21 protein-coding genes are annotated in these 20,853 nt (G+C 75.3%); 8 read left to right on the top strand and 13 right to left on the bottom strand.

The features are described 5' to 3' along the window. Positions 1–264: 264 nt before the first annotated feature. A complete protein-coding gene (locus tag ACJTNH_RS02835) occupies positions 265–624 on the top strand; it encodes a hypothetical protein (protein WP_458172754.1) in 360 nt (119 codons plus the stop codon). A 63-nt stretch (positions 625–687) separates the two neighbouring features. Here ACJTNH_RS02835 and ACJTNH_RS02830 read toward each other — a convergent pair whose 3' ends face one another. The 4 genes from ACJTNH_RS02830 to ACJTNH_RS02815 all read right to left on the bottom strand — a co-directional run bounded on the left by ACJTNH_RS02830 (position 688) and on the right by ACJTNH_RS02815 (position 5,090). Next, positions 688–1,443: a hypothetical protein gene (locus ACJTNH_RS02830; RefSeq protein WP_458172753.1), complete on the bottom strand. Its 756-nt coding sequence runs from the start codon at positions 1,441–1,443 to the stop codon at positions 688–690. 148 nt (positions 1,444–1,591) lie between these two features. Next, positions 1,592–2,365, bottom strand: a complete 774-nt coding sequence (locus ACJTNH_RS02825; protein WP_458172752.1) for a sulfite exporter TauE/SafE family protein — start codon at positions 2,363–2,365, stop codon at positions 1,592–1,594. Beyond that, the gene (locus ACJTNH_RS02820; RefSeq protein ID WP_458172751.1) at positions 2,362–3,162 is read right to left on the bottom strand and encodes a sulfite exporter TauE/SafE family protein; all 801 of its coding nucleotides are present in this window, start codon (positions 3,160–3,162) and stop codon (positions 2,362–2,364) included. The genes ACJTNH_RS02825 and ACJTNH_RS02820 overlap by 4 nt, the downstream gene beginning before the upstream one ends. A 167-nt stretch (positions 3,163–3,329) precedes the next feature. Beyond that, the gene (locus ACJTNH_RS02815) at positions 3,330–5,090 is read right to left on the bottom strand and encodes a putative bifunctional diguanylate cyclase/phosphodiesterase (protein WP_458172750.1); all 1,761 of its coding nucleotides are present in this window, start codon (positions 5,088–5,090) and stop codon (positions 3,330–3,332) included. Between the two features lie 326 nt (positions 5,091–5,416). Here ACJTNH_RS02815 and ACJTNH_RS02810 point away from each other — a divergent pair, with 326 nt between their 5' ends. Next, positions 5,417–5,965 (top strand): SRPBCC family protein, encoded by a 549-nt coding sequence (locus ACJTNH_RS02810; RefSeq protein WP_458172749.1) that lies wholly within the window; start codon positions 5,417–5,419, stop codon positions 5,963–5,965. A gap of 284 nt (positions 5,966–6,249) precedes the next feature. Here ACJTNH_RS02810 and ACJTNH_RS02805 read toward each other — a convergent pair whose 3' ends face one another. Further along, positions 6,250–7,734 carry a DUF222 domain-containing protein gene (locus ACJTNH_RS02805; RefSeq protein ID WP_458172748.1) on the bottom strand — a complete coding sequence of 495 codons (1,485 nt, stop codon included), beginning with the start codon at positions 7,732–7,734 and terminating at the stop codon, positions 6,250–6,252. A gap of 409 nt (positions 7,735–8,143) precedes the next feature. Continuing rightward, positions 8,144–10,765, bottom strand: coding sequence for a DEAD/DEAH box helicase (locus tag ACJTNH_RS02800; RefSeq protein WP_458172747.1), 2,622 nt, complete (start codon positions 10,763–10,765; stop codon positions 8,144–8,146). A gap of 445 nt (positions 10,766–11,210) precedes the next feature. On the opposite strand from ACJTNH_RS02800, the gene ACJTNH_RS02795 reads away from it, so the two are divergent. Then, positions 11,211–12,068 carry an SDR family oxidoreductase gene (locus ACJTNH_RS02795; protein ID WP_458172746.1) on the top strand — a complete coding sequence of 286 codons (858 nt, stop codon included), beginning with the start codon at positions 11,211–11,213 and terminating at the stop codon, positions 12,066–12,068. Positions 12,069–12,164: 96 nt separating this feature from the next. Here the strand turns inward: ACJTNH_RS02795 and mmuM are convergent, their stop codons facing one another. The 3 genes from mmuM to ACJTNH_RS02780 all read right to left on the bottom strand — a co-directional run bounded on the left by mmuM (position 12,165) and on the right by ACJTNH_RS02780 (position 14,674). Next, positions 12,165–13,067, bottom strand: coding sequence for a homocysteine S-methyltransferase (mmuM, locus tag ACJTNH_RS02790; RefSeq protein WP_458172745.1), 903 nt, complete (start codon positions 13,065–13,067; stop codon positions 12,165–12,167). Positions 13,068–13,086: 19 nt separating this feature from the next. Further along, entirely contained in the window at positions 13,087–13,875 is a 789-nt protein-coding gene (locus ACJTNH_RS02785; RefSeq protein ID WP_458172744.1) for a hypothetical protein, read from the bottom strand. A gap of 175 nt (positions 13,876–14,050) precedes the next feature. Further along, positions 14,051–14,674 carry a hypothetical protein gene (locus ACJTNH_RS02780; RefSeq protein WP_458172743.1) on the bottom strand — a complete coding sequence of 208 codons (624 nt, stop codon included), beginning with the start codon at positions 14,672–14,674 and terminating at the stop codon, positions 14,051–14,053. A 29-nt stretch (positions 14,675–14,703) separates the two neighbouring features. On the opposite strand from ACJTNH_RS02780, the gene arfB reads away from it, so the two are divergent. Next, positions 14,704–15,183 carry an alternative ribosome rescue aminoacyl-tRNA hydrolase ArfB gene (arfB, locus tag ACJTNH_RS02775; RefSeq protein ID WP_458172742.1) on the top strand — a complete coding sequence of 160 codons (480 nt, stop codon included), beginning with the start codon at positions 14,704–14,706 and terminating at the stop codon, positions 15,181–15,183. Positions 15,184–15,237: 54 nt separating this feature from the next. Here arfB and ACJTNH_RS02770 read toward each other — a convergent pair whose 3' ends face one another. Beyond that, positions 15,238–15,387: a hypothetical protein gene (locus ACJTNH_RS02770; RefSeq protein ID WP_458172741.1), complete on the bottom strand. Its 150-nt coding sequence runs from the start codon at positions 15,385–15,387 to the stop codon at positions 15,238–15,240. A gap of 201 nt (positions 15,388–15,588) precedes the next feature. On the opposite strand from ACJTNH_RS02770, the gene ACJTNH_RS02765 reads away from it, so the two are divergent. The 3 genes from ACJTNH_RS02765 to ACJTNH_RS02755 are packed head-to-tail and all read left to right on the top strand — an operon-like array spanning position 15,589 to position 18,865. Continuing rightward, the gene (locus tag ACJTNH_RS02765) at positions 15,589–15,936 is read left to right on the top strand and encodes a hypothetical protein (protein ID WP_458172740.1); all 348 of its coding nucleotides are present in this window, start codon (positions 15,589–15,591) and stop codon (positions 15,934–15,936) included. After that, positions 15,936–18,491 (top strand): nitrite reductase large subunit NirB, encoded by a 2,556-nt coding sequence (gene nirB, locus ACJTNH_RS02760; RefSeq protein ID WP_458172739.1) that lies wholly within the window; start codon positions 15,936–15,938, stop codon positions 18,489–18,491. The genes ACJTNH_RS02765 and nirB overlap by 1 nt, the downstream gene beginning before the upstream one ends. Beyond that, positions 18,488–18,865: a Rieske (2Fe-2S) protein gene (locus tag ACJTNH_RS02755; protein ID WP_458172738.1), complete on the top strand. Its 378-nt coding sequence runs from the start codon at positions 18,488–18,490 to the stop codon at positions 18,863–18,865. The genes nirB and ACJTNH_RS02755 overlap by 4 nt, the downstream gene beginning before the upstream one ends. A gap of 56 nt (positions 18,866–18,921) precedes the next feature. Here ACJTNH_RS02755 and ACJTNH_RS02750 read toward each other — a convergent pair whose 3' ends face one another. Continuing rightward, entirely contained in the window at positions 18,922–19,365 is a 444-nt protein-coding gene (locus ACJTNH_RS02750; RefSeq protein WP_458172737.1) for a DUF2000 family protein, read from the bottom strand. A gap of 50 nt (positions 19,366–19,415) precedes the next feature. On the opposite strand from ACJTNH_RS02750, the gene ACJTNH_RS02745 reads away from it, so the two are divergent. Further along, a complete protein-coding gene (locus ACJTNH_RS02745; RefSeq protein ID WP_458172736.1) occupies positions 19,416–20,228 on the top strand; it encodes a helix-turn-helix domain-containing protein in 813 nt (270 codons plus the stop codon). Positions 20,229–20,298: 70 nt separating this feature from the next. Here the strand turns inward: ACJTNH_RS02745 and ACJTNH_RS02740 are convergent, their stop codons facing one another. Continuing rightward, on the bottom strand, positions 20,299–20,712 hold the full coding sequence (locus ACJTNH_RS02740) for a hypothetical protein (RefSeq protein WP_458172735.1): 414 nt from the start codon (positions 20,710–20,712) through the stop codon (positions 20,299–20,301). Beyond that, positions 20,709–20,852: a hypothetical protein gene (locus tag ACJTNH_RS02735; protein WP_458172734.1), complete on the bottom strand. Its 144-nt coding sequence runs from the start codon at positions 20,850–20,852 to the stop codon at positions 20,709–20,711. The genes ACJTNH_RS02740 and ACJTNH_RS02735 overlap by 4 nt, the downstream gene beginning before the upstream one ends. Position 20,853: the final 1 nt, after the last annotated feature.

Below are 20,853 nucleotides of genomic sequence, written 5' to 3'. Positions count from 1 at the left end.
GCGGCTCCGGCAGCGACGACGGCGGCTGCCACGGGGGCCACCGCGGCGGGGGCCGTGCCCGACCAGCGGAGCGCGGGCGGAGCGGCCGAGGACGCAGCGCCCCCGACCGACGGGCCGACGGAGGCGCCGCCCGGCGAACCGACGACCCGCGAGCCGGGGGCGGCTCCGGGCGCGGGAGCGCCGCCGGTCCCCGGCCCGGAGCACCCGGGCACGCCGTACCCGACCACGCCGGTCAACGTCGGCCGGCCCCGTCCGCGACCCAGGATGCCCCGCCCCGGCGACCCGCTGATCCGGATGGGCCCGTGGGCACCGGTGGCGGGCGCGGCCCTGGGCCTGCTCCTCGGCGTGGTCGTCGTGCTCTTCCTGGCCCCCGCGGTGGACACCTTCGACCAGCGGCTCTCCCTGGTCTTCGTCGTCCTGGGTCTGTCGCTGCTCGGCGCCGGCGGGACCCTGCTGGCCGACGAGGTGCGGCTGCTCCGTCGCGGTGCGCAGGCCGCCGAGGTGCGGGCGTCGAACGTCGGGGTGATCGCCGGCCTGCTCAACGGCCTCACGCCGGCCCGGCTGCTGATCACCGCCAGCGCGTTCGTGCTCCTGCTGTCGGCCTACGTCACCGGCGGCAGCTGACCTCGCTCGGTCGGCCATGCCCCCGCCGACCGAGCCTCCCGCCTCGCACCCGCCGACCGCTGCTCAGCGGTCGCTGTCGGCGGAGGGACGCAGCTGGTCCAGGGCGATCCGGCCGGCGACCAGGTCGTCGGCGACGTCGTCCACCACCCGGTCGGTGGCGAAGGCGTGCGCCTTGAGGACCGCCAGGGCGTCGACGGTGTCCAGCCCGAAGGCGACGTCCACCATCCCGGTGGCCTGCCAGACGCGGGCCCGGCGGAGTGCGTCGGGGCCGTCCCACCACCCGCGCCGACCCTCCACCGCCGGGGCGCCGAGCGCGGCGGCGACCATCGCCCGGGTCAGCGCGATGGTGACGTCGGCGACGTCCTCCCGGTCGGTGGCCGGCAGGGCGAGCGCGTCCCGGACGTAGAGGTCCAGCACGACCAGCGGCCCCAGCGGTGGCAGCAGCGGCACCGACAGGACCGCGGAGAAGGGCGTGTCGCCGATGAGGGCGCTGTGCAGCTCGGGCCAGTTGCGGGCCAGCTCGGCAGGGGTGAACGCGATCGCCGTGCCGTCGTCGTGCGCCCGCAGGGCGGGGCCGGCGCCGTGGGTGAACTGCAGCCGCTCGGCCAGGGCGGTCGTCGGGTCGCTGGCACCGATCGGTGTCCGCAGCCCGTCCTGGTCGTGGATGCTCAGCCCCGCCCCGTCGATCGGCAGCGCCGCCAGGCACGCCCGCGCCAGCCGGACCGCGAGCATCTCCGGCCCGCGCAGCTCCGGCGGGGGGAGCTGGTCGAGCGCCTGGACGAAGCGGTGCGCCGCGGAGCCGGGGCCGGGGCCGGTCATGGTGCCTCCTGTCGATGTGCGTGCCGCCGTCGGCACCCGGGTCACCCTGCCCGCCGTCGCGCCCGGGCACCACCGGGACCCGATCGACCCACCGGGGTGAGGCGGCCGACCGGACACGGCCGTCCGGGCCACCTGCGCACCGAGCCGATCAGCCGAACGCGTCCAGCCCCAGGTGGAGGGCCAACCCGAGGCCGGCGACGGCGATCACCCGGCGCAGCAGCGTCTGCGGCGCCCGGCGCACCACCCGCGGACCGAGCCGCCCGCCGACGAACAGCCCCACGGCCAGCGGCAGGGCAGCGAGCCAGGCCACGTCGGCGAAGACCGCGTAGCCCACGGCGGCCACCCCGTTGGCCAGCCCCAGCACGGCGTTGCGCAGCGCGTTGCTGCGGGCCAGGCCCTCCCCGGTGGTGAGCAGGTAGACCGCGAGCATCATCGTGCCGGCCGCGGCGCCGAAGTAGCCGCCGTAGATCGAGACGAGGAAGGTCACCGGCACCACCAGCCAGTGGTCGCGTTGCGGGCGCTCGGCCCGCAGCTGGGCACCGTCGGCGGCGAGCTCGGCGGGCGGTCGCTGCACCAGCAGCAGCAGCGAGGCGCTGGCGATCAGGAAGGGCACGACCCGCTCGAAGGCCCCTGCGGGGGTGAGCAGCAGCAGGACGGCGCCGGTCGCGCCGCCGAGCACTCCTGCGGTGCCGAGCCGGAGCAGCCGGTCCCGCTGCCCGGCGAGCTCGGGCCGGGAGGCGCTCACCGAGCCGACGCCGGTGAGCACCAGCGCCACCGTGTTGGTGACGTTGGCGGTGACCGGGGGGACGCCGGTGGCCAGCAGCGCCGGGTAGCTGAACAGCGAGGCGAGCCCGGCGATGCTGCCGATCAGGCCGGCGGCGAACCCGGCCGCCACCAGCAGTGCGACCTCGGCGACCGTCACCGGCGCAGCAGCACGGTGATGGCGACCAGGCCGAGCACCACGATGGCGGCGCGCAGCACCGTCGCGGGCAGCCGCCGCCCCAGCGTCGAGCCCACGTACCCGCCGACCAGCGAGCCGCCCGCGACGAGGCCGGCCGCCCGCCAGTCGACCCGGTCGGTGGCGACGACGACGTAGGCCAGCGCGGCGACCGCGTTCACGCCCAGGGTCAGCACGTTCTTGATCGCGTTCAGCCGCTGCAGCGGCTCCCGCAGCAGCAGCCCGAAGATGCCGATCTGCAGCACGCCCTGGCTGGCGGCGAAGTAGCCGCCGTAGCTGCCGGTGACGTAGGCGCCGGCGAACAGGGCGGCGACGCGGCCGCGGCCCAGCCGGACGGTGCCGTCGACCAGGTCGTCGCCGGTGCCCGCCCGGGCCCGTCGGGCGGCCAGCCGGCGCTGCAGCAGCGGCTGCACCGCGACCAGGACGACGGCCAGCGCCACCAGGCCCGGGACGATCGCCTCGAAGGCCGCCGCGGGCAGGTGCAGCAGGAGGAAGGCGCCGGTGAGCGCGCCCAGCACCGAGGCCGGGAACAGCCGCAGCAGCAGACCGCGCTGGCCGCGCAGCTCCCGCCGGTAGCCGATCGCGCCGGTCAGGTTGCCCGGCACCAGGCCCAGGGAGTTGCTGATCGTGGCGGTGACGGGCGGGAGGCCGACGGCCAGCAGCACCGGGAAGGTGACCAGGGTGCCCGAGCCGACGACGGCGTTGATCGAGCCGGCGGCCAGCCCGGCGGCGGCCACCGCGACCATCTCCCACCCGGTCATGCGGACATCGACGCGAGGGTGTCACAGGCCCCGCTGTGAGCCTGCACACCGCCGGGCGCCGAGGCGGGGCGGGCACGGGTCCGGGCAGCGGCGTGGCGGTCGGCGAGCTGCCCCGCCCCCGGTGCGCGGGCCGGCGGGGGCGAGCTGCCCGGCACCGGGCGCGGGGGTCAGGCGGGTGCGAGCTCGCCGGTGTCGGACCGGCGGCGGTTGTCCGCGAGCCAGGCGGCGAACTCGGCCAGCGGCCTCGGTGGCAGGTGGAGGTAGCCCTGCAGGCCCCCGATGCCGGCCTCCTGCAGGAAGGTCTGCTGCTCCACGGACTCCACGCCCTCGACCACCGTCTCCAGGCCCAGTCGGGTGGCCATCTGCACGATCGCCTGCACCACGGCCTGGTCGGCGGCCTGGGTGAGCACGCCGGCGACGAACGACCGGTCGATCTTGACGATGCTGATCGGCAGGCTGCGCAGCGTGGTCAGTGCCGAGTAGCCGGTGCCGAAGTCGTCGAGGGCGATGCCGACGCCCAGGTCGACGAGCTCGCGGAGGGTGGCGGAGACGACGGGGGAGTCGAGCACCGTCGTCTCGGTGACCTCGATGACCAGCTGCTCCGGCGGCAGCCCGGCGTCGGCCAGCGCCGTCCGCACCAGCTCCAGGAACCGCGGGTGCGCCAGCTGGGTGGGGGAGGCGTTGACGTGCACCGCGACCGGGGCGCCGTCGACGGACCAGCCGGCCGCGTCGCTGCAGGCCCTGCGCAGCACCCACTCGCCCAGCGCCACGATCGCGCCGGTCTCCTCGGCCAGCGGCAGGAAGGTGTCGGGCCCGAGCAGCCCGCGCAGCGGGTGCGCCCAGCGGACCAGCGCCTCGACGGCGGTGCAGCTGCCGTCGGTCGCCGACACGACCGGCTGGTAGGCGAGCACCAGCTCCTCGCCGTCGACGGCGGCGCGGAGCTCTGCCTCGGCGGCCTCGGCGTCGGCCACCTGCAGCAGGTCGGTGGAGAAGAACTGCACCCGGTTCTTGCCCGCCGCCTTCGCCGCGTACATGGCCAGGTCCGCACGGTGGACGACGAGGGTCTCGGTCGCCCCGGGCGGCACCCGGGTGGCGCCGACGCTGGCACCGATCCGGGCCAGTCCCTCGGCCAGCTGGACCGGGGTGGAGATCAGCTCGAGCACGCGCTGGCCGATCTGGCGAGCGTCGGCCTGACTGGCGCCGCGCAGCAGCAGGGCGAACTCGTCGCCGCCCAACCGGGCGCAGACGTCCGAGCGACGCAGGGTGGCGGTCAGCTGGGTGCCCAGGTGGGCGAGCAGCCGGTCGCCGGCCAGGTGCCCGAGGCTGTCGTTGACCACCTTGAAGTCGTCCAGGTCGAGGAAGAGCACCCACGACTCGGTCCCGGGCCGGGCCAGCGCCTCGTTCAACGCGGTGGAGAACGCCGACCGGTTCGCCAGGCCGGTGAGCCCGTCGGTCAGCGCGCGCGTCTCCAGTTCCTGGTGTGCCCGGCTGGTGCGCAGGGCCTGCGCCACCTGGTTGAGCATCGACTGGGCGGCCAGCACGGCCTCCCGGGGGACGGTCGGTGCGGCCCCCAGCAGCATGTGGCTGCCGGGCGAGTCGGGCATCGGCAGGCACAGCCACTCACCTCGGATGCCCGAGCTGAGCACCAGCGCCGCCGACGGTTCCACCGGCCGGACCTCGTCCGGGGCCAGCGCCGGGGGCACCAGGGTGCCGGGCAGGGCGGCGAGCGGCCGGAGGAAGCCGCCGGCGGAGCCGACGACGCGCAGCACGTCACCGTCGGTGTGCAGGACGGCGGCACGCAGACCGCAGACGCAGAACAGCCACCGGGTGTGCTCGACCAGGTCGGCAGGCCGGTGCACCCGGGCAGCGGCCCGGCGCAGCGGGGTGGCCGCCCGGTGCAGCAGCTCGGCTGCCTCAACTCTGCTCATCGGTGCCCGTCCTCGGACCTGGAGGTCGGTCCGCCGGTGCGGCGGCCCGTGTGTCGTCCCTGTCCCTTCGGACCGCCGGGCCCGCTGCTTGATCACCCATCCGGGTCGATCCGCAACGAGATCGGACGCGTGGCCACACCGCATCCGCCCGCATCGGCCCGGCAGGTGGAGGAGTGGCCCAGCGTGTCCGGCTGGCGGCTCCTCGGATGCCGATGAGCAGGCCGCGCGTGGACGTGTGACCCCAGCGTGTCTGGCTGGCGGCGCACGGGGCGCCGACGAGCGGGCGTGCGTGGACGAGCGGGCCTGTGGCGAGGAGAGTCCGACGGGTGAGCTGGGACCCGAGCTACCACTTCGTGACGACCTGGCGGGTGGCCGGCACCGTCGCCGAGGTGCGGGCGGTGCTCAGCGACAGCCCGTCGCTCCCTCGCTGGTGGCCGGCGGTCTACCTGGACGTGGTGCCCGTCGCGGACGGCGACCCCAACGGCGTCGGCCGGACGGTCGAGCTGGTCACCACCGGCTGGCTGCCCTACACACTGCGCTGGACGCTGCGGATCACCGAGACCATGACCGACACGGGCTTCGCGCTGGCCGCCACCGGTGACCTGGTCGGCACCGGCCGGTGGACGTTCACCCCGGACGGACCGGAGGTGGTCATCACCTACGACTGGCGGGTGGCGGCGGCCAAGCCGCTTCTCGCGCGGTCGAGCTGGCTGCTGCGCCCGGCGTTCGCGGCCAACCACCGGTGGGCCATGGCCCGCGGTGAGGAGAGCCTGGCGCTCGAGCTCCGCCGCCGGCGCGACCCGGCAGCCACCGTTCCGCCCCCACCCGGCCCGACCTTCCGCCGGCTCACGCGCGTGCCGCGACCTGGGCCCTGATCCCAGACTCCCGGCCTGACCAGCTCGTGCGAGGCTCCTGGGCGGGCGACGGCCCCTGGAGTACGCCATGACCCGGGATGTGGCTGGAGCCCTCATCGGCATCCCTGGGCGGGCCACGGTCTTGGCGGGCCACGGTCCTGACAGGTGACCGTCCGGGGAGGTGACCGTCTTGGGCGGGTGACCGTCCCGTCGGCCGGGGCCTCCCTGGGCATGGGCAAGTCGGTCCGAGGAGGTCCGTCCTGACAGGCTGTTCCCCGAGAAGGTCGGTGGGACCAGGACCGCAGCTAGAACGGTGGCGGTCGGTCGTCCGGAGGCGGTGGCTCTGGGATCAGCTGTCCCGGGGGCTCCGGAGGTGGTCGCCGGGAACCGGGTGGTCGGGTGGTGCGGGTGACCCCGGACGGGGTGGTGACGTGCAGCGCGCCGTCGCCGTCGAGGTGGAACCGCCAGCCGGGGGCGAAGGTCTTGAGCCGGTGGTGGGCGCGGCACAGGCAGCAAAGGTTGGTGCAGTCGGTGGCTCCGCCGCTGGCGTGGGCGGTGACGTGGTCGAGATCGGTCCAGCCGACGCGCTGGCCGCAGTTGGGGAACCGGCAGCGCTGGTCGCGGGCGGTGACGAACGCGCGTTGTCGGGCGGTGGGTGTGTAGCCGCTGGTCGCGGGTGGTGGCCCGAGCACCGGGCAGACGCATGAGGCGCCAGGGTGCTGGGGGCAGCCGCGGTGAGCCAGGCGGGCCAGCTCGGCGGGGGTCACGGTGGCCAGGAGCTGCCCGTTCGGGCCGGTGAGGGCGTAGGTGAGCGTGCCGCCGTCGGGGGTGGTGAGGCCGAGGGCGCCCACCCGGGTCAGGAGGTCGCGCAGGTGGGCGGCGGTGATCGGCAGCCCGTTGACCTCGCCGATGGTGCTGCTGGCGCCTTCCAGGGCGCTCAGGTCGGCGGTGATCGTCAGGTTCCCAGCGACCGATGGGAGCCCGGAGTCGGCTGGGCGGCGGATCAACGCCGAGAGGACGTGGGCGCGGAGGGCACCGATGGGGCGGGGATCTCCGTCGGCCTTGAGCATCGTGGCGAGCTGGTCGACCAGGTCGTGGCACTCCACGGCCTCGTCGGTGGGCAGGTCGGCCGCCAGGGTGGACCGCCCGTCGATCGGGGAGGGGTGCACCCGCACATCAGCGGTCTTCTCCGCCTCCGCGCGGAGCTCCTCGGCCGCGGCGGCGTCCAGCTGCAGCATCAGCTCGGTGGCGCGCTTTTCGAGCCGGGCCACCGACAGGTCGCCGGCTTCGGCCAGGAGCTGGTCCTCGATCTGGCCGGCGACGGTCGGACTGGTGTGGGCGAGGGTGTCGGCCAGCTGCTGGGCGCGGCGCTCGTCGAGGTCGCCGGCCTTCAGGGCCGCGAAGGTGGCCGGCAACTTCTGGGCCCAGGTCAACGCCCGGCGCAGCTTCACCGCGGCGGTGCCACGCCCGAGGTTCAGCACTGCCGAGAGCTCGCCGACGAAGAACTCGCTGATCTCGCCGTCAGCTGAGTCGTTGTTCCAACCCGACCGTGAGGCACCGGGCGAGTCAGCTGGTGGGTCGTTGCTGGCGGGGCGGTGGCCGGCCAGACCCAGGATCAGCTCGGCCTCTTCCGCGGCCAGCCTCGCCCGCTGCCGCTGCACGCTCCGTAGGCCGGCGGCCAGCCGTTCATCCGACCAGGCAGCGTGGTTCGGCGTGGTGTGCGGCGCGCCGACCCAGACGATGTCGATGACGCCACCGTGCGGGCCGGGTGGCACCGCGGTCGTCGTCATGCCCGGAACCTACGGGCGTGGTACGACAGTTCCGGGCCGTCCGACGACCCTGCGGAGTACCACCTCGGGGGAGACCGGCCGTCCTGGCGACGGTCGCCGCATCGACGAGGCAGTCCACTCCGCCGAGCCGGGCAGCCACGTCGGCGGAGCCGGGCAGCCACGTCGGCGAAGCCGGGCAGCCACGTCGGCGGAGGCGGGCAGCCACGTCGGCGGAGGCGGGCAGCCACGTCGGCGGAGGCGGGCAGCTACGTCGGCGAGCCGGCCGGACTCACCGACGGTCGGATTCCGCAGTCCGCGGCCCGCGTCGATGGGGCCGGCTGGACAGTCCGTTCCCCGACATCGGCTCGCGCGCCAGACCGGCCCCGGGGGACCCGCGAGTCCCGGTGGTCGGCGCAGGACGGCTCGGAGGTCAGTCGCGGCGGCCGGCGTCGAGGAGGCGCAGCACGAGCGCGCCCTCCTCGTCGGAGGCGTCCAGGTCGACCTCCGCGTCGAAGCCCCAGTCGTGGTCGCCGGCCGGGTCGTCGAGGATCTGCCGGACCCGCCAGAGTCGCGGCTCGCTCTTGTCGACCACGAGCAGCGCCGGCCCGCGGGCGTCGGCGCCGGTGCCCAGCTCGGCGTGCTCCGCGAAGTAGGCCTGCACCACCTCACCCCAGCGGTCGGCGTCCCAGCCCGCGGCGGAGTCCAGCTCGCCGAGGTCGTACCAGCGTCGCCGGGCGATGAGCTCGACCCGGCGGAACAGCGCGTTGCGGATCATCGCGGTGAAGGCCCGCTCGTTGCCGGTCAGCGGGCGGGGGCGGGCCGGCACGCTCACCGGGGCGTCCAGCGGCTGGTCGGCGCTGGTCAGCTGCTCCCACTCGTCCAGCAGCGAGGAGTCGACCTGGCGCACCAGCTCGCCCAGCCACTCGACGATGTCGGTGACCTCCTCGGTGCGGGCCTCGGTGGGGACGCCGGAGCGCAGCGCCTTGAACGCGTCGGACAGGTAGCGCAGCACCGCGCCCTCGGAGCGGGTCAGCCCGTAGTGGTTGACCAGCTCGCGGAAGGTCATCGCCTGCTCCCACATGTCCCGCACCACGGACTTCGGCGACAGCTGCGCGTCGCGCGCCCACGGGTTGCCGGCGGAGTAGACCTCGAACGCGTGGTCGAGCAGCTCCTCCAGCGGCTTGGGGTAGGTGACCTCCTCCAGGAGCTCCATCCGCTCCTCGTACTCGATGCCCTCGGCCTTCATCTGCGCCACGGCCTCGCCCTTGGCCTTGTTCAGCTGCGCGGCGATGATCTGGCGCGGGTCGTCCAGCGTCGCCTCGATCACCGAGACGACGTCCAGGGCGTAGGTGTCGTTGCCGTCGGCGTCCGGGCCGGGGGTGAGCAGCCCGATGGCGGCCAGCGCGAAGGTCGACAGCGGCTGGTTGAGCTGGAAGTCCGGCGGCAGGTCCAGGGTCAGCCGGTAGCGCCGGCCGTCGGGCTCGGGGACGTCGAGCCGCTCGATGACGCCGGCGGCGATCAGCGACCGGGCGATGCCGATGACCTCACGGACGTGCCGCAGCTGCCGCGCGCGGGGCTCGTGGTTGTCGGTGAGCAGGTGCCGCATCGCCGCCACCGGGTCACCCGGGCGGGCGAGCACGTTGAGCACCATGCCGGTCGAGACCCGGAAGTGGCTGGTCAGCGGTTCGGGGTCGGCGTTGATCAGCCGCTGCTGGGTGGACTCGCTCCACGGCACCATGCCCTCGGGCACCTTGCGGCGCACCAGCTTGCGGCGCTTCTTCGGGTCGTCGGCGACCTTGGCGAACTGCTTGAGGTTCTCCACCTCGTGCTCCGGCGCCTGGACGACGACGGTGCCGGCGGTGTCGTAGCCGGCCCGCCCGGCCCGGCCGGCGATCTGGTGGAACTCGCGGGCGTTGAGCAGCCGCATCCGGGTGCCGTCGTACTTGCTCAGCGCGGAGAACACCACGGTGCGGATCGGCACGTTGATGCCGACGCCGAGGGTGTCGGTGCCGCAGATGACCTTGAGCAGCCCGGCCTGGGCCAGCTGCTCCACCAGCCGCCGGTACTTGGGCAGCATGCCGGCGTGGTGCACGCCGATGCCGTGCCGCACCAGCCGGGACAGCGTCGTCCCGAAGGCCGAGGAGAACCGGAACCCGCCGATCATGTCGGCGATCGCCTGCTTCTCCTCCTTGGTGGAGACGTTGACGCTCATCAGCGCCTGGGCCCGCTCCAGCGCCGAGGCCTGGGTGAAGTGGACGACGTAGACCGGCGCCTGCTTCGTGTCCAGCAGCTCCTGGATCGTCTCGTGCATCGGGGTGGTCGCGTAGTAGTGGTGCAGCGGCACCGGGCGCTCGGCGCCCGCGACCAGCGCGGTGGGCCGGCCGGTGCGGCGGGTGAGGTCCTCGCGCAGTGCGGTGACGTCGCCGAGGGTCGCGCTCATGAGCAGGAACTGGGCCTTCGGCAGCTCGATCAGCGGCACCTGCCAGGCCCAGCCGCGGTCGGGGTCGCCGTAGAAGTGGAACTCGTCCATCACGACCAGGCCGATGTCGGCGTCCGGGCCCTCGCGCAGCGCGATGTTGGCCAGCACCTCGGCGGTGCAGGCGATGATCGGGGCGTCGGCGTTGACCGACGCGTCGCCGGTGAGCATCCCGACGTTCTGCGCGCCGAACACCCCGCACAGGGCGAAGAACTTCTCGCTCACCAGCGCCTTGATCGGGGCGGTGTAGAAGCTCACCTGGTCGTTGGCCAGCGCGGCGTACTGCGCGCCGGTGGCGACCAGGGACTTGCCCGAGCCGGTGGGGGTGGCGAGGACGACGTTCGCGCCGCTGACCAGCTCGATCAGCGCCTCCTCCTGCGCCGGGTACAGCACCGTCCCGCCCTCGGCGGCCCACTCCGCGAAGTGGGTGAACAGCGCGTCGGGGTCACCGGCGAGCGACTGCAGCTCGGTGAGGTCGTCCGGGTCGCCGATCAGCGACCGGACGCCGGGGGCGGGGAGCGCGGCAGCGGGGGAGTCGGCCGGAGTGGCGTCGGTACCGGCAGGAGAGAGCGTCATCGTGAGCCACAGCGTGCCTGACGCCGCAGACGTTCCCGCGTCGACGCCCGGCCCGAGCGGACGGCGGTCTCAGATAACGATCCGGACACAGGGCGTCGAGGAGTGCATGAGATGGACCGTTGGAGGAGACTGGGTGAACAGAAGGTGAACGAGAGGTGGATGGAACATGCGTACAGAGTGCCCTGAGTGCCGCTGGGTGTCGGTGGTCGACGGTTCTGGTCGGCGTCGGATGGAGATGCGCTGGAACGACCCCGGTGCCTCCGTGGTGAGCCTGCCCGGTGCCCGCGCCGGGATCAGCTCCCGGGCTGCCTGAGCGCCTCGGGTTCAGCGCCGTGACGCTCGGGTAGGCGGGGGCGACGCGGCACCGGGCCGGTGCGCAGGACGGCACCGGCTGCGTGAGCAGAGCGCCAGGGGTGCCGCGGCCGGACCACGCAGGAGGAGCACCGTGTCGTCACCCCGTCCCGAGTCCCAGCCCGAGCAGCAGCAGACCCCGCCCGGCACGCTCGGTGAGATGGACCCCAAGCCCGACCACGGCGAGGAGAGCTACCGCGGCTCCGGCAAGCTGACCGGGAAGCGCGCGGTCATCACCGGTGGCGACAGCGGCATCGGCCGCGCCGTCGCCATCGCCTTCGCCCGTGAGGGTGCCGACGTCCTGATCGCCTACCTCGACGAGCACGAGGACGCGCAGGAGACCGCGAAGCTCGTCGAGGACGCCGGCCGCAGGTGCGTGCTGGTGCCCGGCGACCTGGCCGACCGGGCGCACGCCAAGACGATCGTGCCCACGGCCCTCGAGGAGCTCGGCGGCATCGACGTCCTGGTCAACAACGCCGCGTTCCAGATGAGCCACGAGTCGCTGGACGAGATCAGCGACGACGAGTGGGACCACACCCTCGCGCTGAACCTGACCGCCATGTTCACGCTGATCCGCGATGCCGTGCCGCACATGCAGCCGGGCGCGGCGATCATCAACTCATCGTCGGTGAACTCCGACAACCCCAGCCCCACCCTGGCGCCCTACGCCATGACCAAGGCCGGCATCGCCAACTTCAGCGCGAGCATGGCCCAGCTGCTGGGGGAGAAGGGCATCCGGGTGAACAGCGTCGCCCCCGGGCCCGTCTGGACGCCGCTGATCCCCTCGACCATGCCGGCGGACAAGGTGGCCAGCTTCGGGGGCAACACCCCGCTGGGCCGCCCCGCGCAGCCGGCCGAGCTGGCCCCGGTCTACGTGCTGCTGGCCAGCGACGAGGCGAGCTACGTCTCCGGCGCCCGGGTCGCGGTCACCGGCGGACGCCCGATCCTCTGACGGCAGACCCCGTCCCACTGCTGCTCCCGGGCCGGGCAGTGGGACGGGGTCGCTGGGCACCTGCGTGGCGGGCGTGGACACCGGGCCCGGCGGGCGCTACCGGACGGCGCGGGCGATCGCGGCGACGTCGTCGGGTCGCACCCGGCAGCAGCCGCCCACCAGCCGGGCACCGGCGGTCAGCCAGCCGCCGACGTCGCCCACCCCGGGAGAGCCGGTCCACGAGCGGGTGGCCGCGTCCCAGACCTCGCCGCTGTTGGGGTAGGCCACCCCGGGCCGTCCCGATGCGGCGGCCGCGGTGACCGCGACCGGTACGCCGGCGGGGTCGGTGCAGTTGACCCCGACCGCGACCACCGCGTCGACGTCCCGGGCCATCGCGCAGACGTCGTCCAGCCGCTCGCCGCGCCGGGTGCGTGCGACGCCGTCCGCGCCGATGACCGCGGTCAGCGAGAGCCAGGCCGGCACGCCGAGCCCGTCGAGCTCGGCGAGCAGCGCCTCGACCTCGGCGGCGGCGGGCAGCGTCTCGCAGGCCAGCACGTCGGCGCCGGCCTCGGCCAGCACGGCCAGTCGCGGCCGGTGGAAGGCCCGCAGCCGGTCGACCGTCACGCCGTCCATGTAGTCGCCGGTGTACTCCGAGCCGTCGGCCAGGAACGCGCCGTACGGGCCGACGGAGCCGGCCACCCAGCCGTCCCGGCCGGCCCGGGCCAGCCCGTCGCGGGCCAGCACCACCGATCGGGTCATCAGCGCCCGGGCCTCGGCGGCGTCGATGCCGGCGGCGGCGAAGCCGGGGACGGTGGCCTGGTAGCTGGCGGTGGTGAGCACCTGGGCGCCGGCGGTGGCGAAGGCGGCGTGCGCGGCGACGACCGCTGCCGGGTCGTCGCGCAGCAGCCGCGCCGACCACAGCGCCGAGGTCACGTCGTGCCCGCGGGACTCGAGTTCGGTGGACAGCCCGCCGTCGAGGACGACGGGCCCGTCGGCCAGCGCGGAGGCGAGGGTGGTCATCCCCCGATGGTCCTCCGGGTCAGTGCGCGGACCGGCCCCGGCGGTCGGCGGCCACGAACGCCACGGCGACGGCCAGCGGCGCCGCAGCGGCGACGCCGGTCACGGCGAGCACGTCGGCCACGTCGGCCGTCGCGGCGGGGGAGGAGGAGAGCAGTGCCCAGCCGACCGCGGCCAGCGGCACGGTGACCAGGCCGGTGCCCAGCGCCAGCCGGACCCGGGCGGCGCGCCCGGCCCGGGACGCCAGTACGCCGGCCAGCACGGCCGGGACGACCGGCACCAGGCAGCGCACCAGCGTGTCGGTGGGGCGCTGGCCGGTTCCGGCGAAGGAGGCCAGCGACAGGTCGGCGGCCACCGTGACCAGCGCGGCGCCGGCCAGCAGCGCCCACCACAGCCGGGCGGCCGCTGCGCCGAGCACCTGGGCGGGCCGGGTCGCCCGGCCGGCGGCCCAGACGCAGAGCGCCGTGCACAGGAGCAGGAAGGTGACCAGCGACTGCGGGACGTCGGTGACCCCACCGGCGTTCCGGCCCGGCAACGGCCAGGGCTGGCGGGCCAGCAGCACGAGCAGGACGGTGAGCCCGGCCCCGGTGGCGACCATCGCGGCCGGCCGGAGGGAGGAGCGGGACCCGGTCTCCGCGGCCACCCGCGCGTCGAGCTCCTCGGCCCGGCGCAGCAGGTCGGCCATCACCGTCCCGGCGGCCGGCTCGTCGTGCGTGCGGCGCTCGTCGACCCGCTCGGCGCCGGCCGGCGCGACGGGCGCGACGTGGTTGTCGGTCACCAGGTGCAGCCGGGTGGAGGCGTCCTGTGTCACTCCCCGAGCGTCACACGCAGTGACCGCTTCGGCGAGGCGAGCGGGCGGCGTTCACCGCACCGGGCGACGGAGCGCCACCGGCGGCCCCGCCGGTTCACCCGGTCGAGCCCACCGGGGACCCGGACGGGGGAGCCGGGAGCCCACGCCGGGCGCCCGGACGGAGGCCGCGGGGTGGTCAGGCGGAAGACGGCGCGGCGCCGCGGGTGCGGGGTGCGCGGGTCAGCGCCCAGGCGATCAGGAACGGCACCACCCCGAACAGGACGGCGGTGTACAGCCCGCCGGCGACGGTGCCGAGGCCGTGGTCGCTGTCGGCCAGCGGCCGGCCCAGCGCGAACAGCGGCAGCACGACCACCGCCAGGCCCAGCGTGGCCCGCCGGTGCGCCCCCGGGCCCTGGCGGCGGGCGACCAGCCCCACCAGCAGGGTGGGCAGGGAGGTGAACGCCCAGTCGAACACCGGGATGACCGGGCCCTCGTCGCCGAGCGCGGCCAGGTACAGGTCGTTCCAGATCAGCGCGAGGGCAGAGACGGCGGCCAGCCCCCACCAGACGGCGGCGGTCGGCGCCGCCAGCCGGTGCGGGCGGGCGAGCACCGCCGCGACGGCCAGGCAGACCACCGCCGTGCCGGCCAGCAGCGCCAGCAGCGACGCCGGGACGGCGGCGACCTGCCAGCCGGAGGTGGTCCGCCGCGGCGCCGGCCACTCCCGGCTGCCGGCGAGCACGGCCAGCACGGTGAGCAGCGCCGCCACGCCGCCCAGCGTCGCCGAGCTGGTACCGGACGATCTCGGCTCGGGAGCGGTCATGGCGGGGAGCGTGCCACGACGATGGGCGGATGTCGGTCGTCGACGCCCGGGCGATCCGGGAGACTGTGCCGGTGCCCGGGGACGACGCGTTCGGTGACCTGCCGGTGGGCGACCGCCTGGTCGTCCCGGCCGGGGCGCTGTCGTGGCGGTTCTCCCGGTCGTCGGGGCCCGGCGGGCAGGGGGTCAACACCGCCGACTCCCGGGTCGAGCTCGCCGTGTCCCCGCTGCAGCTGCCCGGGCTCACCGAGACCCAGCGCCGCCGGCTGGTCGAGCGGCTGGGCGACCGGCTGGTCGACGGCGTGCTGACCATCGCCGCCAGCGAGCACCGCCAGCAGCTGCGCAACCGGGAGGCGGCCCGGGCCCGGCTGGCCGCCGTGCTGCGCGCCGCGATCGCGCCGCCGCCGCCGTCCCGGCGGAAGACCAAGCCCTCCCGCGGGTCGCAGGAGCGGCGGATCAAGGCGAAGAAGCAGCGCGGGGAGACCAAGCGGCTGCGCGGCCGCTGGGACTGAGCGCCGGGCGACCCGGCGCGGCAGCAGCCGGTGCGCCGACCGCGGGCTGAGGCGTCAGCGGCGGCGGGCGACGCGGGTGCCGACCAGCACGCCCATCAGCGTCCAGGAGGAGCCCACGCCGACGCCGGCCAGCACCACCCAGAAGGGCACCCGCATCTCGTCGGTCGCCACCTGCACCAGTCGCTGCTCGGTCTGCTGCTCCATGGCCGAGAGCCTGGCCGAGCCGGCGCCGGCCCGCCAGCCCCTCCGCGGCCGGGCAGCCGCACCGCCGTCCTCCGGTGGGTGTGCGACGGACGGAACGCGACCTTGACCCGGGCGTCCTCACCGGGAAACCGGCGCGCACCAGGCTCGGGTCGTGCCCACCGGCACCCGTCCCACCGCCCGACCCGGAGGAGGACCACCGGCGTGAAGAGCACCCCGCGCTTCCTGAACGGCGTCTACCCGATCACCGGCGAGGGGCTGGGCAAGCCCGGCCCGCTCGACCCGGCGCTGCGCTACCGGGTACCCGAGGGGAGGACGGCGCAGGCGCTGTACTTCCGTGGCGGCAACTCCACCGACGAGCTGGTCTACCTGCTGCTGGTGCGCGACGGCGAGCCGATGCGCTGGTTCCCGGTCGGTGCTAAGGGCGACTGCCACGTGCCGCTGCGGGTGGTGGAGGACCTCGACGGCGGCACCGTCGTCGAGCTGCACGCCGCCGCGCCGCTGGGCGTGACCGGCGAGCTCGTGGTCGACCTGGGGCTGGTGGAGGTCTGATGGCGCCGCGGACGGACCACCAGGTGCTGGGCGGGCGGCCCGAGGGCCTGAGCACGCTGCACTTCGCGATGGACGAGGCCGACGGGTTCGACACCCGGCAGCGGCTGGTCGTGGTCGGCACCGGCATGGCCGGGGCCCGGGTGGTCGAGGAGGTGCTCGAGCGCGGCGGGGGCGAGCAGTTCGCCATCACCGTGTTCGGCGAGGAGCCGCACGGCACCTACAACCGGATCCGGCTCAGCCACGTGCTGGCCGGCGAGGAGCACGAGGACGACATCGTGCTCAACAGCCACGACTGGTACGCCGACCAGGGCGTGACCCTGCGCGCCGGCGTCCGGGTCGACCGGGTCGACACCCACGCCAAGGTCGTGCACGCCGCCGACGGGACGACGACCCCCTACGACCAACTGGTGCTCGCCACCGGCAGCCGCTCGTTCATCCCACCGATGACCGGGCTGTACACCGACGACGAGCAGCTGCTGCCCGGTGTCCTCGGGTTCCGCACCATCGACGACACCCGGGCGATGCTGGCCGCCGCGGCCGAGCACGGTCGTGCCGTGGTGGTCGGCGGCGGGCTGCTCGGGCTGGAGGCGGCGCGGGCGCTGCAGGGGCACGGGCTCCAGGTCGAGGTGGTGCACGCCGGCACGCACCTGATGAACCAGCAGCTCTCCGCGGAGGCGGGGGCGGTCCTGGAGAGCAGCGTGAGGTCCCTCGGCATCGGCGTCCACCTGGCCACCCGCACCACCGAGGTCATCGGCCCGGACCGGGTGCGGGGCGTCGTCCTGGCCGACGGCCGGACCCTGGACGCCGACCTGCTGGTGGTCGCCGCCGGCATCCGCCCGGTCACCGAGGTCGCGCTGCGCAGCGGCCTGGAGGTCGAGCGGGGGATCGTCGTGGACGACCAGCTGCGCACCGACGCCCCCGACGTGCACGCCGTCGGGGAGTGCGCCCAGCACCGCGGTGAGCTCTACGGCCTGGTGGCCCCGGTCTGGGAGCAGGCCCGGGTGCTCGCCGACGTGCTCACCGGCGCCGACCCGGACGCCGAGTACCACGGCTCCCGGACGGCGACGAAGCTCAAGGTGGCCGGGGTCGACGTCGCCACCATGGGGGTGAGCCGGCCGGAGCGGGACACCGACGAGTTCCTCGTCATCTCCGAGCCGCGGCGCGGGGTGCACCTGTCGGTCGTCGTCCGGGACGACGCGCTGATCGGGGCCACGCTGCTCGGCGACACCCGCAAGGTCGCCTTCCTGACCCAGGCCTTCGACCGCGGGACGCCGTTGCCGGCCGAGCGGATCCGGCTGCTGGTCGACCTCTCCGACGGGGCCGCCGAGGTGGGCGTGGCCGAGCTGCCCGGGGACTCGCAGGTCTGCAACTGCAACGGGGTGACCAAGCAGGGCATCTGCGACGCGGTGGCCGGCGGGTGCGGCAGCGTCGGCGCGGTCATGGACGCCACCCGGGCCGGCAAGGGCTGCGGCTCGTGCAAGGGCCTGGTCAGGCAGGTCGTGGAGTGGGCCGCCGACGGCGCCGTCACCGAGGACCCGGCCGCCTCCTGGTACGTCCCCGGCATCCCGCTGGCGAAGCCGGCGCTGATCGCCGAGATCCGCGCCCGGGACCTGCGGTCGGTGTCGGCCGTCTTCGCCGCGCTCGCGCCGGGCGGGGCCGAGGACGCGAAGTCGAAGATGGGCCTCACCTCGCTGCTGCGCACGGTCTGGGGCGCGGAGTACGAGCAGGAGAACGACGCCAAGTTCATCAACGACCGGGTGCACGCCAACATCCAGCGCGACGGCACCTTCTCGGTCGTCCCCCAGATGAAGGGCGGGGTGACGACGGCCGCCCAGCTGCGCAGGATCGCCGACGTCGCCGAGAAGTACGAGGTCCCGATGATCAAGGTGACCGGCGGCCAGCGGATCGACCTGCTCGGGGTCCGCAAGGAGGACCTGCCCGACATGTGGGCCGACCTGGGCATGCCCTCCGGCTACGCCTACGGCAAGAGCATGCGCACGGTGAAGACCTGCGTGGGCAGCGACTTCTGCCGGTTCGGGCTGGGCGACTCCACCCAGCTGGGCATCGACCTGGAGACCCGCTTCCAGGGCATCGAGAGCCCGGCGAAGATCAAGATGGCGGTGGTCGGCTGCCCGCGGAACTGCGCCGAGGCCTACGTCAAGGACGTCGGCGTGGTCGCGGTCGGCGGCGGCCGGTGGGAGGTGTACGTCGGCGGCGCGGCCGGGGCCAGCGTGCGCAAGGGCGACCTGCTGGCCACCGTCGACTCGCCGGAGGCGGTGATGCGGGTGGCCGGCCGGTTCGTGCAGTACTACCGGGAGAACGCCAACTGGCTGGAACGCACCTACGACTTCGTGCCCCGGGTGGGCCTGGCGCAGGTGCAGGCAGTGGTGCTGGACGGCAGCCCGGAGGTGCTCGCCGAGCTGGACGCCGGCCTGCAGCGCTCGATCGACGCCTACACCGACCCGTGGGGCCAGGACGGCGCTCGACCGGCGACGCCCGGCCAGTTCCGCACCGCGCTGCCCTTGGTCGACCTGCCGCAGGTGCCGGTCCGATGAGCCTCACCCGCGAGCAGGTCACCGCCCCGGTCACCGCCCCGGTCACCGCCGATCGGCCCAGCGGCAGCTCGGGCGTCGCCCACGTGGTCGGCTGGGTGGACGACGTCCCGCTGGGGGAGGGGCGGGCGTTCGTCGCCGGCGACACCCAGGTCGCGGTGTTCCGGCTGCGCGACGGGTCGCTGCACGCCACCCAGGCGGCCTGTCCGCACGCCGGCGGACCGCTGGCCGACGGGCAGACCGACGCCGACGTGCTGGTCTGCCCGCTGCACCTGTTCGCCTACCGGTGGTCCGACGGCGGCTCGACCGGCACCGCCGACCCGGTGCGGCGCTACCCCGTGCACGTCGACTCAGGCCGGCTCGTCGTCACCGTGTGACGGCGACGCCCCGGGCGGTACGACGGCGCCGCACTGCGCAACGCCGGGGAGGGTGTTCAGGGGTGCATCCGGGCGCCCTTGAGGACCTTGTCGACGGCGTTCCTCGGGCCGTGGACGGCCAGCCCGACCAGGTCCAGGGCCGCACCGCGCACCGCCTGCACGGCTGCCCGGTTCTCCGCGTCGCCGCCGGTGGCGAACAGGTCGGCGGTGAACACCGACGTCGGCAGCCCGCGGGCCAGCGCCTTCTCCCGGGCGCCGGTCAGCAGCTGCGCGGGGCCGGTGAGCACCAGGACGGGCTGGCGGAACATCGCCAGGTACGCCGTCCCGTCGGCGTCCTCGTACGGCCGGCCGATCAGCTCGGGCACCGCCGCGGCGATGGCGCTGGACAGGAAGGCGGTCACGTTCAGCTCCTGCCACGGCAGCAGCCCCTCCCGCAGCAGGACGGCGATCTTGGTGGGCCACGGCGGGCCCGGCTCCTCCACGGCAGGCAGCGTCTCCATGCCCGGCAGCATCGCGCCGGGCAGCCGGCCGGGGCTTGTACGTTCCTGACGTGAGCGAGGAGGTGGCCGAGGTGGTGGCCTGGCGCCCCGCGGTGCCGGGGCTGACCGAGGTCTTCCACGCCCGCTTCACCGACCACGTCTACCCGGCGCACACCCACGAGGCGTGGACGCTGCTCCTCGTCGACGACGGCGCGGTCCGCTACGACCTCGACCGGCACGCCCACGGCGCCTCACCGGCGGCGGTGACCCTGCTGCCGCCGGGCGTGCCGCACGACGGGCGGTCCCAGTCGCCCGGGGGCTTCCGCAAGCGCGTGCTGTACCTGGAGCCGGAGACGCTGGGCGCCCACCGGGTGGGCCGCGCCGTGGACTCCCCGGCGCTGACCGACCCGGTGCTGCGGGCGCGGATCTCCCAGCTGCACGCCGCGCTCGCACCGCACACCGAGGCGCTGGAGGCGGAGAGCCGGCTGGCGTTCGTGCTCGAGCGGCTCCGCCAGCACCTCGACCGCGCCCTCCCCCGGGCCCCCGTCGTCCGCGCCGACCGGCTGGCAGACCGGCTGCGTGACCTGCTGGACGCCCGGCTCACCGAGGGCGTGTCGCTGGAGGCGGTGGCCGCGGACCTCGGTGTGCACCCCACCCACCTGGTGCGGGCCTTCACCGCCCGGCACGGGCTGCCGCCGCACCGCTACCTGACCGGCCGGCGGGTCGACCGGGCCCGCCGGATGCTCCTGGCGGGCGCGCCGCCGGCGGAGGTGGCGACGGCGGTCGGCTTCTACGACCAGGCCCACCTGACCCGGCACGTCCGCCGGATGATCGGGACGACGCCGGCGGCCTACGCGCGGTCGGCGACCGGCTCGGCGGCCTGAGGTCCGGCGCCACCGCCGTGGCCTCGTGGTCGCCGTGGTCGCCGGAGCGGGGCGTCGGCCGCCGCCCCGGTCACGCGCGTGGCACCGTGGCCCGCGCCTCGGCGGGGCCACCGCACTCGGTCGAGCCGCCCACCCGTACCCAGTCCAGGTCCAGCTCGGCGACGGTCAGCACCGCACCGTCGACGGCGAGCACCGTGGCGGTCACCGAGTCCGGCGCGGCCATCTCGAACGAGACGGTCGTGTCGCCGCGGGCCAGTGGCCGGGTGTGGGTGTCGGGTCCGTCGTCCGGCGTGCCGAGCACGAGACCGCACGGGGTCGGGCAGTCCACCCGGACCGCGTGCGCCGCCGGCCGGTCGGCGCCGAGCTCGATGGTCAGGGTGTTGGACCAGGCGACCGCCGGGCAGGCACCGGCCCCGGCGCCCCACCGGCTCGCGAGGAGCACGACCAGCACCAGACCGACGACGAACGCGGCCAGCCCCCTCACGGCGCGCTGACCGAGGCGGGGAGCCGGTCGAGCGGGCGCAGCGGTGGGGGACGGCGGCGCCGTGGCGCCGTGCCGCGGGCCCGGGCCTCCTCGGCCAGCTGCCGTGCGGCGATCACCGACGCCGGCTCGGGGCTCGTCACG

The organism is Modestobacter lacusdianchii (genome assembly GCF_054177765.1).
The sequence above is the reverse complement of the archived record's forward strand: the minus strand, read 5'-3'. Positions and strand labels throughout refer to the sequence as shown.